The following is a 12,577-nucleotide window of genomic DNA, read 5'->3' as shown; positions in this document are numbered from 1 at the left end:
GGCGACGCGGACTCGCGTACCGAAGTACGCTTCGCCCGCGCCGCCCCACGAATCTCGGGCACCGCAGCCGCCCTCGCTGTCATATTTGGACCTGTACGAAAGGATGAGCCATGTACATCGTTATCGCTGGTGGCGGTAAGGTTGGCGAATATCTGGCTTCGGTGTTGCTCTCGAGCGGCAACGACGTGGCGGTGATCGAGGAGAACCTGGCGACGGCCGACCGCTTGTCGGTGGCGCTGCAGGGCCGCTATCTCGTCATTCACGGCGACGGCTGCGACTCGAAGTATCAGGAGGACGCCGGCATCCGCCGCGCCGACGTGTTCGTGGCCACGACGGGCCAGGACGACGACAACCTCGTGTCGTGCGAGATTGCGCAGCGCGTGTTCAACGTGCCGCGTTGCATCGCGCGCGTGAACAGCCCGAAGAACCTCCGCATCTTCAAGGAGGTGGGCATCGAGTGCGTGTCGTCCACCACGCTCATCGCGAACCTCATCGAGGAAGAAACGCTGCTGGGCAGCGTGAGCGTGGCTTCGTCGCTGACGCATGGCAACGTGATGCTCACCGAGATCGTGGTGCCGCGCATGCGCCATCATTCCAACGAGGCGGGCATTCTCGTGTCGTCCATGCCCATGCCGGAGCAGAGCCTGATTGCCGCCGTGTCGCCGAAAGACGACGACAACGTGGAAGTGGCAACGGAGGAAACCGTGCTCTACCCGGGCGACAAAGCCATCGTCGTCGCGGACAACGAGGTGCTCGACGAGGTGCGCGCCCTGTTCAAGGGGTTGTAGGTTCGGCAGGTCGGTCGACCGGCGGAACCCCTCGACTCAGCTAGCGCTGGGCGGCGGCGAGTTCTGCGAGGGCTTCGGGCGGGGTGTAGGCGCAGGTGCCGTCGCCGAGCGAGAGCACCTCGACGGAGTCGCCCACGTTGATGGGGCCGCCTTCGAGCGCGACGAAGAAGATGCCCTCGCGTGGGAAGATGCAGTCGCCGGCCAGGTGATAGATGGCGCACTTAGTGTGGCACACCTTGCCAATCTGCGACAGCTCAAGCAGCACGTCCGACCCCACGCGCACGCGCGTGCCAAGCGGCAGCGCCAGCAGGTTGATGCCCTCGGTGGTGATGTTCTCGGCGAAATCGCCCTCCACCACATCGAGGCCCGTGGCGCGCGCCTTCTCGATGGATTCCCAGGCCAGCAGCGACACCTGACGATGCCAGTCGCCTGCGTGCGCGTCTTCGGCCACGCCCTGATGCGCCACGACGGTCACGGCGCCGTCGCACGGCGTCTTGCGCGTGCCCTTGCGCTTCGACACGTTGATAGAGCGAACGCGCCCCGCGGCAATCCCCACGTGCTGCCGTGCTTGTTCCATGACGGGGTTCCTCCTAAAACCTAGCAGAATAGTGGGAAATATGGTACTCGATGGAGGATAGGGAAGTCAAGCGGTAAGCCCTCCTCGCGCTTTCCGTGGAAAACCTCGCGGGGCGCGCTGTTTGCGGTATGCTGTTGCCATCAGGTACGACGTGGAAAGGGATCGGCGTGATCAACCGTTACACGCGCCCGGCTATGGGCGCCATCTGGGAGCTTGAAAACAAGTTCTCCATCTGGAAGGAAATCGAAGTGCTGGCGTGCGAGGCGCAGGCCGAGCTGGGGAAGTCCGGCATCACGAAGGAAGAGGCCGCGTGGATTCGCGAGCACGCCAACTTCACCGTGGAGCGCATCGACGAGATCGAGAAGGTGACGAACCACGACGTCATCGCATTCACCACGAACATGGCCGAGTACATCGACGCCGACGTGCCGGAGGGCCAGGAGCCGCCGAGCCGCTGGGTGCACTACGGCATGACGTCGTCCGACCTGGGCGATACGGCGCTGTCCTACCAGATCACGCAGGCCATCGACATCATCCTCGAGGACATCAAGCAGCTGGGCGAGACGTGCAAGCGCCGCGCCTTCGAGTTCCAGGAGACGCTGTGCGTCGGTCGCACGCACGGCATCCACGCCGAGCCCATGACGTTCGGCATGAAGTTCGGCAGCTGGGCCTGGGCCCTCAAGCGTGCGCAGGAGCGCATGGAGGAGGCGCGCAAGGTTGCCGCGACGGGCGCCATCAGCGGCGCGGTGGGTACGTATTCCAGCATCGACCCGTTCGTCGAGCAGTTCGTGTGCGAGCGCCTCGGCCTCACGGCCGACCCGCTGTCCACGCAGGTGCTGGCCCGCGACCGCCACGCACAGGTGATGGCCGGTCTCGCGGTGACGGCTTCCACGCTGGAATCCATCGCCATGCAGGTGCGCCTGCTGCAGCAGTCCGACGTCATCGAGGCCGAAGAGCCGTTTGCGAAGGGCCAGAAGGGCAGCTCGGCTATGCCCCACAAGCGCAACCCCATCACGGCTGAGCGCGTGTGCGGCCTGGCCCGCACGGTCAAGAGCAACGCGCAGGTTGCCTTCGACAACGTGGCGCTGTGGTACGAGCGCGACATTAGCCACTCCGGCGCCGAGCGCGTGGCCCTGGCCGACAGCTTCATCGCGCTCGACTACATGTTCGGCAAGATGCAGTGGATGCTGGACGGCCTGCAAACCTATCCGGCCAAGATGGAGCACAACCTGTGGCGCACGAAGGGCCTCATCTTCAGCTCGAAGGTGCTGCTGGCGCTTGTGGACACGGGCATCAGCCGCGAGGACGCCTACGTCATCGTGCAGCGCAACGCCATGAAGGTGTGGGCGGACATCCAGAATGCCGTGGACGGTCCCACCTACCGCGAGAACCTCGAGGCCGATCCCGAGGCGAACCTCAGCAAGGAAACCCTCGACAAGATCTTCGACCCGTGGGACTTCCTCAGCCGCAAGGACGTCGTGTTCGACCGCCTCAAGGACCTGGAGTTCTAAACGGTTTCAAGAACCCGCAGACGAAAAGGCCGGGCGCATAACGCGTCCGGCCTTTTCGTTGTGAAGCGGGTTGCGATGCGCGCGTGACGTCGCTCGGACGTTACGCTGGCGTCCACACGCGCACGAGACAGTACTTCTTGGCTTCGCCGCCGAGCGGCTTGTCGTCGACGTTCGCGAACGTGACCACGGCGTTGCGCGTGCCGGTGGACGCCAGGTAGTCGCCGTACTTGTCCGACCCGTCCTTCACGTCGAGCTGGAAGTACTCGTTCGTGTCGAAGTTGATGCCCACCACCTGCTTCGTGGCCTTCACCATGAAGAACGGCCCGCACCAGGCGGGGGCGGCGGTGGGGTTGCGGCTGAAGCGGAACCAGGGCGCGCTGCTGTAGTCGCCGTCGGTGACGGGGCTCGCCGGGGTGTACGTGCCCAAGCTGGCAATGCCGTCGCCGTACGAGTAGCCCGCATCGAACGAGAACATGAAGCCCTTGTCGCCGTATCCCGCTTCGAGCGGCTTCATGGACGTGGGCAGCACCATGGTGTCGCGCACCTCTCCGCTGCTGGCGTCGAGGCAGGTGAGCTGGTAGTGGATGGACGTGGTGGCCGCGCGCGGCGTGATGATCACCGCGTCTTCCGTGGCATAGGGCGCGGAGGCCATGCGCCCGTTCGACGTCCAGACGGTTTCCACGTCGGACGCGCCGGCGGTGGCGCGCTTGAGCAGCGACGGCTCGGCCTTCTTTTCGCCGTCGAGCTTCGGCAGCACCTGCCAGAACGCGTGGGTGCCCACAGCCGCAATGGTGGGCATCTCCCAGTTCTCGTCGCCCTCTTCCACGAGGGCGGGGGTGCCGATGGAGCCGCCGTCGTGACGAGCGGTGTACACGCGCCATACGCCGTCGAGGATGTCGGCTTCCGTCCAAACGAGCGTCGAAGACGTGGCGCGCACGTCGTAGATTTCAAACCCGAGGTCGGAACCGACGGCCTGTTCGAGCACGATGGGGTAGGCCCCCGAACCCAGGCTGAGCAGGGCGACCTGCGTGAGCGGCGTTCCCTGATCGGTGGGAACGAGGCACGCGGCTATGCTGTCGTCGCTCGCCCACACGAGCGTGCCGTAGGGCAGCTCGAAGGAGCCTGCGAGGCTCATGAGGGTGGCGGGGTCTTCGGCAAGGGTGTAGGTGGCTTCGAACGCTTCGGAACCCGATGCCATGACGGCGCTTTCGGGCACTTCGAGCACCACGATGTCGTCGTCGGGGTCGTGCTTCGTCTGCTCGATGATGACGGATGCGCCGCCGCCGATGGCCGCAAGCGCGCCGGCGCCCAGCGCGCCGTACAGGAAATGACGCCGGGTGAGCAGGATCTCCCCGCCGTTCGGCGTGGGCATGCGCATGCCGTCGCCGCCGCCTGTCGAGCGGGCGGTAGGGCTGCCGTTCGAGGAGCCGCGTGCGGCGTTCGATGCGGAGGAGCGCCGGTGCGAACCGGACGATCCGACGGAGCCGCCGCTGCCGTAGCCGGCGACGTTGCCCACGTTCGGCGCGCCGCCCGAGCGGCTTGTGCCGTTGCTATGCGCGCCGCCGAATCCGGCGACGTTGCTGACGTGTCCGCCGCGCGAGCTCGACTTGCCGCCTGCGTAGAGCGTGCCTCCGCTTGAGGCAGCGCGCCTGTTCGCAAGGCGTTTCTTTGCAACGGTGGGCTTCGCGTGGTTAGCGTGTGTTGGTCTGCGGGTTACCATGGTGTTTATTGTGTCATTTCACGCACAGGTTAAAGCGCCCTCTCGTCTAATTGCTACAATAAACGCAAACACGACCAATACGCTCGGATCTGGTCTGCAAAGGGAACGTAGCCCTGTTCGATCCGAGGTGACAGCGAGCTTGAGGAGTGATCCATGAGCAACGAAACACGACGCATCCTTTTGGTTGAAGATGAAAAAGCCATCCGTGACGCCGTGACGGCGTATCTTGAACGCGAGAATTACTGGGTGACGGCGGTCGGCGACGGTCAGGAGGCGCTCGAGGAATTCTCGAAGCACCACTTCGACCTGGTCATCCTCGACCTGATGCTGCCCCGCGTGCCGGGCGAGCGCGTCTGCCGCGCCATCCGCGACAACTCCGATGTGCCTATCATCATGCTCACCGCAAAGGGCGAGGTGGAAGACCGCATCATCGGCCTCGAGCTGGGTGCCGACGACTACCTGGTGAAGCCGTTCAGCCCCCGCGAGCTGGTTGCCCGCGCTCGCGCCCTGCTGCGCCGCGTGCACGCCGATTCCGAACCGCAGCGCGAAGTGCTTGAGTTCGGCGAGCTCACCATCGACGTGTCGGGCCACAAAGTGCTGGTCAACAACGAGGAAATCGACCTCACCGCCAGCGAGTTCAAGCTGCTCACCACGCTGTCGCGCTATCCGGGCCGCGTCTACTCGCGCATGGAGCTCGTGGAGAAGGTGCTCGGCTACGACTTCGAGGGCTACGAGCGCACCATCGATTCGCACGTGAAGAACCTGCGCGCGAAGATCGGCGACAACCCGAGGAGCCCGAAGTGGTTGCACACCGTCCATGGTGTGGGCTACCGCTTCGAGGACCCCACGAAGGTTGCGCAGTAGACCAACGTGCAAGAAACCAACAAACAGGCTTCCCCATCAGCCTCAGATGCGCTTGACGATGCGTCGCGCGCCCAGGTTGTCGAGCGCTTGACGGTTGACGTGGACTCCGAAACCACGGGTCCTATCCTCATGCCGCACGACGGCGAGGAAGCGAATCGCAAGCGCAAGCGCCGCTTCGGGTGGGACAACCTCACGTACACGACGCGCGTCACGATGGCGTTCGCATTCGTCGCCGCCATGACCGCGCTCGTGGCCATCGGCGTGCTGTCGTTCGTGTGGGAGCAGCACTTCCAGGCCTACACGCAGACGAACATGGAAACGCTTGCAGAGGCCACGGCCAGGCAGATCGAGGAGATCTACGAGGACACCGGCGGCACGCTTGAGAACAACGAGCAGGTGCGGAGCGCGGCGCAGTACGCGGCGCTGCTCAACAGCGTGGGCGTGATGATCATCGAAAGCCCTTCGGGCAAAGTGGTCTACGACTCCACCGACGTGTCCCGCGGCGTAGGCGCCGGTCCGAACAGCAACTTCTCGTACGATCGCGGATCGCTCGCGCCCCCGAGCGACCAGAGTGCTCGTGCGAACATCGTGGTAGACAACGTGGCCATCGGCTCGGTGCAGGTATGGGTGTACGGCTCCGAGGCCCTGCTGCGTCAGACCGACGAAGAGTTCCGCGACAACTCGTACCAAGCCATGATCTTCGCCACCGTGCTTGCCATCGTGCTTGCCTCGTGCATCGGCTTCCTGTTCGCCCGCACGCTCGTGCGTCCCATCAACCGCATGACCACCACGGCGAAGGCCATCAAGGAAGGCGACCTGTCTGCGCGCACTGAGCTGCACGGCGAGGACGAGATTGCCCACTTGGGCGAGACGTTCGACGCCATGGCCGACTCCATCGAGCGCGACCGCGAGCTCGAGCGACGCCTCACCACCGACGTGGCGCACGAGCTGCGCACGCCGCTCATGGCCATCCAATCGACGGTGGAGGCGATGGTGGACGGCGTGTTCGCCGCCGATGAGGAGCGTCTGGAAACGGTGAACTCCGAGGTGCAGCGCTTGAGCCGCCTGGTGGACGCCATCCTCAAGCTGTCGCGTTTGGAGAACCGCTCCACGCCCATGAAGAAAGAAGTGGTCGACCTCGGCAACCTCATTGCCGGCATCGTGGCCACGCACGAGGCGTTCGTGGCCGATTCGGGCCTCACGCTCAAGTACGAGATGGAGCCGGGCGTGTGCGTGCAGGGCGATGCGGACATGATTCGCCAGGCCACCGCCAACCTCATCTCGAACGCCGTGCGCTACACCCCCGAAGGCGGCCTCATCACCGTGCGCGTGAAGCGCGGCGACATCATGGGCTCCATCGTGGTGCAGGATACGGGCATCGGCCTATCGCCCGACGAGGCGAAGATGGTGTTCTCCCGCTTCTGGCGCGCCGATGCAGGACGCACGCGCGAGAGCGGCGGCCTGGGTATCGGCCTGTCCGTGGTGAAGGAAATCGTCGAGCGTCACAACGGCTGGGTGCAGGTGGAAGGACGCAAGGGAGAGGGTGCGTGCTTCACCATTCACATCCCGCTGTGCCCGGGCGACGAGCAGCATAAGGGGCAGAAATCGCAAAAATCGCGCGGGAAGTCGCGTAAAGACCAGAAATAGACGATAATAAGGCGCGCCTTGGGAGAAGGGGCGCGTCGAGCGTTGCGGCACGTGCGACGCGGTTGAGAGAGCAACGAAAGGACCAGCATGACCGGAATCGACATCAAGCCTGATGCGCAAGGGAAAGTTCGCGACCTGTACGATCTGGGCGATAAGCTGCTGCTTGTGGCGACGGACCGCATCTCGGCGTTCGATTACATCCTGGAAGACGAGATCCCCCACAAGGGCGCAGTGCTCACGCAGCTGTCGTGCTTCTGGTTCGAACTCTTGGACGGCGTGGTGGAGAACCACCTCATCTCTTCCGATGTGGCCGACCTGCCCGAGCAGTTCAAGCCCTACGCCGACTACCTGCGCGGCCGCTTTATGCTGGTGAGGAAGGCCGACATGTTCCCCGCCGAGTGCATCGTGCGCGGCTACCTGGCCGGCAGCGGCCTCAAGGAGTATCAGAAGCAGGGCACGGTGTGCGGCATCGAGCTGCCCGCGGGCCTCGTGAACTCCTCGAAGCTTCCCGAGCCCATCTTCACCCCGTCCACGAAAGCCGACATCGGCGATCATGACGAGAACATCAGCTTCGAGCGCCTCGTGGAGATTATCGGCGAGGACGACGCCACGCAGCTGCGCGACCTCGCGCTCAAGGTGTACACCACGGCGCGCGACCATGCCGAGAAGCAGGGCATCATCATCGCCGACACGAAGTTCGAGTTCGGCCGCTTGAACGGCAATATCATCCTTGCCGACGAGGTGCTGACCCCCGATTCGTCCCGCTTCTGGCCGGGCGACGAGTACGTCGAGGGCAAGGATCAGCCCAGCTTCGACAAGCAGTTCGTGCGCGATTGGCTCACCGCGAACTGGGACAAGCAGGGCAACCCGCCCCGTCTGCCGCAGGAGGTCATCGACCGCACGAGCGAGAAGTATATCCAGGCCTTTGAGAAGATCACCGGCCGTCCGTTCACGTACTAGACGAGAGAGAAACCGAGCGGAATGCGCGCAGCCGTCAGCCGCGCGCATTCCGTCGTTTGAAGGAGCACCATGTCTCAGCGTAATCCCATGAACGACCGTTACCAGACCGACGAGCATCAGGGCCAGACGCGCAAGAGCGCTGCGTCCATGAAGCCGAAGACGAAAGCCGCCTCTTCCGTGCGCGTGGCGCCGAAGGTGAAGACGAAGCAGCAGAAGAAGGCCGATAAGAAGGCTGCGCGCACCAAGCAGACCGAGATCGATCGCCAGTACTACAACCCGCCCACGGCGGAGTACAAGCGCCTGCGCAAAATCTGGTGGGGCCTGCTCATCGGCGCCATCGTGATGACGGCGCTGTCGTGGGTCGGCCGCTCCTTCCTGCCGGAAGCCGCCACGTATGTGGTGCTGGGCCTGGCGTACGTGTGCATCATCGGCGCCCTGTACGTCGACTTCTCCAAGATTCGCAAGGTGCGTCGTGCGTACCAGGAAGAGATGATGGCGAAGAAAACCAAGGAGATGCGCGCCGCCGAGAAGCAGCAGAAGGCCGCGCAACGCGCCGCCAAGCAGCAGCCCGAGCAGCCCGCCGTCGAGGAGGCGCCGAAGAAGCGCGGCCTGTTCGGCAACGGATTCCGCTTGAGCAAGGCGCAGGAGGCCAAAGCTGAGAAGCAGGAGGCCAAAGCGGCGAAGGCAAACGAGAAGTCAGACGCTCAGGATTCGACGAAGTAAAGGTGGGAACCATGGTTTCTCGTGTCTACGTTGAGAAGAAGCCCGGCTTCGACGGCGAAGCTCAGGCGCTCGCGCACGAGGTGCGCAGCCTGCTGGGCGTCGAAGCGCTGACGAACCTGCGCATGGTGAATCGCTACGACGTGGAGGGCATCTCCGACGAGCTGTTCGCGCAGTGCGTGCCCATAGTGTTCAGCGAGCCGCAGTCCGACGTGGCAACGCCTGCGCTGCCGGACGCGGGCGACGCGGTGGTGTTCGCGGTGGAGTACCTGCCCGGGCAGTTCGACCAGCGCGCCGACTCGGCCAGCGAGTGCATCCAGCTGATCAGCCAGGGCGAGCGCCCCGAGGTGCGCAGCGCGCGCGTGTACCTGCTCGAGGGCGCGCTCACCGATGAGGACGTCGCGGCCATCAAGCACTACGTGATCAACCCCATCGAGGCGCGCGAGGCGTCGCTCGAAGAGCGCGAGACGCTGCATATGGAGCAGCCGGTGCCCGGCGCGGTGGAAGTCGTCGAGGGCTTTCTCGACCTGGACGAGGCGGGGCTTGCCGCGTTCGTCGCCGACCGCGGGCTGGCCATGGACGTGGCCGACGTCACGTTCTGCCAGCAGTATTTCGCGGAGGAGGGGCGCAACCCCACCATCACCGAGATCAAGATGATCGACACCTACTGGTCCGATCACTGCCGCCACACCACGTTCGGCACCGTGCTGGACAACGTGGTGGTGGAGGACGAGGCCGTGCAGGCCGCGTTCGAGAAGTACCTGGAGATGCGCCACGAACTGGGACGCGACGAGAAGCCGGTGTGCCTCATGGACATGGGCACTATCGGCGCGCGCTGGTTGAAGGCCCGCGGCATCTTGACCGGCCTCGACGAGTCCGAGGAAATCAACGCCTGCACCGTGAAGGTGAAGGTTGACGTGGACGGGGAAGAGCAGGACTGGCTCTACCTGTTCAAGAACGAGACGCACAACCATCCCACCGAAATCGAGCCCTTCGGCGGCGCGGCCACCTGCGTGGGCGGCGCCATCCGCGACCCCTTGTCGGGCCGCAGCTACGTGTACCAGGCCATGCGCGTGACCGGCGCGGCCGATCCGCTTGTGCCCGTGTCCGAGACGCTGCCCGGCAAGCTGCCCCAGCGCAAGCTGGTGACCACCGCGGCCGCCGGCTATTCGTCGTACGGCAACCAGATTGGCCTTGCAACGGGCCAGGTGAACGAGCTGTACCATCCCGGCTATGCCGCGAAGCGCATGGAGATCGGCGCCGTGGTGGGCGCCACGCCGGCCGACCACGTGCGTCGCGAGACGCCCGCGCCGGGCGACGTGGTGGTGCTGCTGGGCGGCCGCACGGGCCGCGACGGCATCGGCGGCGCGACGGGTTCGTCGAAGGCGCACAAGCTGGAGTCGCTCGAGAGCTGCGGCGCCGAGGTGCAGAAGGGCAACGCGCCCGTCGAGCGCAAGATTCAGCGCCTGTTCCGCCGCGGCGATGCGTGCCGCCTCATCAAGCGCTGCAACGACTTCGGCGCCGGCGGCGTGTCGGTTGCCGTGGGCGAGCTGGCCGACGGCCTGCACGTCGTGTTGGACCGCGTGCCGAAAAAGTACGACGGGTTGGACGGCACCGAGCTCGCCATCTCCGAGAGCCAGGAGCGCATGGCCGTGGCGCTGGCCCCTGAGGACGTGGAGACGTTCATCGGCTACGCGCACGAGGAAAACCTCGAAGCTACCCCCATCGCCACCGTCACCGAAGAGGCGCGCGTGCGCATGGAGTGGAACGGCGACACCATCGTGGACGTGAGCCGTGCGTTCCTCAACAGCAACGGTGCGCCGAAGCACCAGGACGTGCGCGTGCTACCAGGCGGCACCTACGAGCGTACGTGGGCGGGCGACACGCTGGCCGAGCGTATGACCTCGCTGGTCACGGACCTCAACGTGTGCTCGAACAAGGGCCTGTCGGAGCGCTTCGACTCCACCATCGGCGCGGCCACCGTGCTCATGCCGTTCGGCGGATCACGGCAGCTGACGCCGTCCATGGCCATGGTTGCCAAGCTGCCCGTGTTCGGCGAGACCACCACGGTTTCGGGCATGGCTTGGGGCTTCAACCCCTACCTCACCGAGGCCGACCAGTTCACCGGTTCCTATATCGCCGTGGTGGAAAGCGTGGCGCGCCTCGTGGCGGCCGGCTTCCTCCATGCGGATATGTACCTCACGTTCCAGGAATACTTCGAGAAGCTGCGCGACGAGCCCGCGCGTTGGGGCAAGCCCATGGCGGCCGTGCTGGGCGCCTTGATGGCGCAGGTTGATTTGGGTATCGGCTCCATCGGCGGAAAGGACTCCATGTCGGGCAGCTTCGAGCAGCTCGACGTGCCGCCGACGCTCGTGTCGTTCGCGACGGCCGTCGGGTCGGTCGACCGCGCGACGTCGCCCGAGTTCAAGCAGGCTGGCAGCCGCGTGGTGCGTATCGCGCCCGCCGTCTACGATGGCGTGACGCCCGATGCCGCCGGGTTGGTGGAGGCGTTCGAGCTGGTGGAGCGTCTGATTGGCGACGAGCGCGCGCTGGCTGTGTCCACGCCGGGATACGGCGCGACGGCCGAGGCGCTGTTCAAGATGTGCCTGGGCAACGGCGTCGGCGTGAAGCTGGCCGACGACGTGCGTGCCGACGAGCTGTTCGCGCCCGCGTACGGCAGCTTCCTCGTGGAGCTGGCGGCGTGCGCGGAGCTGCCCGCGTCGTCCGAAGCGGTGCGTGTGGACGAGGTGGGCGAAACCACCGAGGCGTACGAGTTCGCCGCCTGCGGCGAAGTGGTGGATCTGGCCGAGCTGCAGGAAGCGTGGGAGGGCAAGCTCGAGCCCGTGTTCCCGTATCGCGCCGCCGGCGAGACCGTGGAAGCGGTGAGCTTCCGCGACGGGTTGCCGCTTGTGTACAACGGCACCATCGCGAAGCCGCGCGTCATCATCCCCGTGTTCCCCGGCAACAACTGCGAATACGATTCCGCCCGCGCGTTCGAGCAGGCGGGTGCGGTGGCTGAGACGTTCATCATCAACAACCTGTCGCCCGACAAGGTTGCCGAGAGCACCGAGGCGCTGGTCAAGGCCATCAACAACAGCCAGATCATCATGCTGCCCGGCGGGTTCTCCGGCGGCGACGAGCCCGACGGCTCGGCGAAGTTCATCACGGCCTTCTTCCGCGCTCCTGCGGTGACCGAGGCCGTGCGCGACCTGCTGCAGAACCGCGACGGCCTCATGCTGGGCATCTGCAACGGCTTCCAGGCGCTCGTGAAGCTGGGCCTCGTGCCGTACGGCGACATTCGTCCCATGGACGAGGAGTGCCCCACGCTCACGTTCAACACCATCGGCCGCCACCAGAGCCGTCTCGTGCGCACGCGCGTGGCGTCGAACCTGTCGCCGTGGATGAGCCGCTGCGAGGTGGGCGACGTCCACACGGTGCCGGTGAGCCATGGCGAAGGCCGCTTCGTGGCATCGCCCGAACTGGTGGCCAAGCTGGCCGCGAGCGGCCAGATTGCTGCGCAGTACGTGGACGCCGCGGGCGTGCCGTCGATGGGCCTCGATGTGAACCCGAACGGGTCGGTGCTGGCTATCGAGAGCATCACGAGCCCCGACGGCCGCATCCTGGGCAAGATGGGCCACAGCGAGCGTCGCGGCTACGGCCTGTACCACAACGTGCCCGGCGAACGCTACCAGCAGCTGTTCGAAGGCGGCGTAAGCTACTTCACGGACTAACATCCACCGAAACGCAGAGATTCAAAGGGCGGCGCATCCTGAGGGTGCGCTGCCCTTGG

The 12,577-nt window shown here is 65.4% G+C and carries 9 protein-coding genes; 7 read left to right on the top strand and 2 right to left on the bottom strand.

Annotated features, from left to right (window positions below; translation table 11 throughout):
• The first annotated feature begins 110 nt into the window (after positions 1–110).
• Entirely contained in the window at positions 111–788 is a 678-nt protein-coding gene (locus tag C1876_RS14070) for a potassium channel family protein (protein ID WP_114547357.1), read from the top strand.
• Positions 789–828: 40 nt separating this feature from the next.
• Here the strand turns inward: C1876_RS14070 and C1876_RS14065 are convergent, their stop codons facing one another.
• A complete protein-coding gene (locus C1876_RS14065; RefSeq protein WP_114547356.1) occupies positions 829–1,365 on the bottom strand; it encodes an MOSC domain-containing protein in 537 nt (178 codons plus the stop codon).
• A 167-nt stretch (positions 1,366–1,532) separates the two neighbouring features.
• Here C1876_RS14065 and purB point away from each other — a divergent pair, with 167 nt between their 5' ends.
• Positions 1,533–2,876, top strand: coding sequence for an adenylosuccinate lyase (gene purB, locus C1876_RS14060; protein ID WP_114547355.1), 1,344 nt, complete (start codon positions 1,533–1,535; stop codon positions 2,874–2,876).
• Positions 2,877–2,976: 100 nt separating this feature from the next.
• On the opposite strand, the gene C1876_RS14055 is transcribed toward purB, so the two are convergent.
• Positions 2,977–4,596 (bottom strand): Tat pathway signal protein, encoded by a 1,620-nt coding sequence (locus C1876_RS14055; protein ID WP_244910163.1) that lies wholly within the window; start codon positions 4,594–4,596, stop codon positions 2,977–2,979.
• A gap of 153 nt (positions 4,597–4,749) precedes the next feature.
• On the opposite strand from C1876_RS14055, the gene C1876_RS14050 reads away from it, so the two are divergent.
• The 5 genes from C1876_RS14050 to C1876_RS14030 all read left to right on the top strand — a co-directional run bounded on the left by C1876_RS14050 (position 4,750) and on the right by C1876_RS14030 (position 12,518).
• A complete protein-coding gene (locus tag C1876_RS14050) occupies positions 4,750–5,460 on the top strand; it encodes a response regulator (RefSeq protein WP_009305830.1) in 711 nt (236 codons plus the stop codon).
• Between the two features lie 129 nt (positions 5,461–5,589).
• Positions 5,590–7,107 (top strand): sensor histidine kinase, encoded by a 1,518-nt coding sequence (locus C1876_RS14045; protein ID WP_420870317.1) that lies wholly within the window; start codon positions 5,590–5,592, stop codon positions 7,105–7,107.
• Between the two features lie 87 nt (positions 7,108–7,194).
• Positions 7,195–8,067 (top strand): phosphoribosylaminoimidazolesuccinocarboxamide synthase, encoded by an 873-nt coding sequence (locus C1876_RS14040; RefSeq protein WP_114547352.1) that lies wholly within the window; start codon positions 7,195–7,197, stop codon positions 8,065–8,067.
• A 69-nt stretch (positions 8,068–8,136) separates the two neighbouring features.
• Positions 8,137–8,790 carry a hypothetical protein gene (locus tag C1876_RS14035; RefSeq protein ID WP_114547351.1) on the top strand — a complete coding sequence of 218 codons (654 nt, stop codon included), beginning with the start codon at positions 8,137–8,139 and terminating at the stop codon, positions 8,788–8,790.
• Between the two features lie 11 nt (positions 8,791–8,801).
• Positions 8,802–12,518: a phosphoribosylformylglycinamidine synthase gene (locus C1876_RS14030; protein ID WP_114547377.1), complete on the top strand. Its 3,717-nt coding sequence runs from the start codon at positions 8,802–8,804 to the stop codon at positions 12,516–12,518.
• Positions 12,519–12,577 lie beyond the last annotated feature (59 nt).

The organism is Eggerthella sinensis (assembly GCF_003339815.1).
In the GTDB taxonomy this organism is placed as follows: domain Bacteria; phylum Actinomycetota; class Coriobacteriia; order Coriobacteriales; family Eggerthellaceae; genus Eggerthella; species Eggerthella sinensis.
This window is presented reverse-complemented; position numbering and strand designations above follow the sequence as displayed.

Excerpts from the sequence above, each read along its gene's own strand:
- C1876_RS14070 (WP_114547357.1), top strand. The coding sequence starts at position 111 with ATGTACATCGTTATCGCTGGTGGCGGTAAGGTTGGCGAATATCTGGCT.
- C1876_RS14065 (WP_114547356.1), bottom strand. The coding sequence starts at position 1,365 with ATGGAACAAGCACGGCAGCACGTGGGGATTGCCGCGGGGCGCGTTCGC.
- C1876_RS14055 (WP_244910163.1), bottom strand. The coding sequence starts at position 4,596 with ATGGTAACCCGCAGACCAACACACGCTAACCACGCGAAGCCCACCGTT.
- C1876_RS14050 (WP_009305830.1), top strand. The coding sequence starts at position 4,750 with ATGAGCAACGAAACACGACGCATCCTTTTGGTTGAAGATGAAAAAGCC.
- C1876_RS14045 (WP_420870317.1), top strand. The coding sequence starts at position 5,590 with ATGCCGCACGACGGCGAGGAAGCGAATCGCAAGCGCAAGCGCCGCTTC.
- C1876_RS14040 (WP_114547352.1), top strand. The coding sequence starts at position 7,195 with ATGACCGGAATCGACATCAAGCCTGATGCGCAAGGGAAAGTTCGCGAC.
- C1876_RS14035 (WP_114547351.1), top strand. The coding sequence starts at position 8,137 with ATGTCTCAGCGTAATCCCATGAACGACCGTTACCAGACCGACGAGCAT.
- C1876_RS14030 (WP_114547377.1), top strand. The coding sequence starts at position 8,802 with ATGGTTTCTCGTGTCTACGTTGAGAAGAAGCCCGGCTTCGACGGCGAA.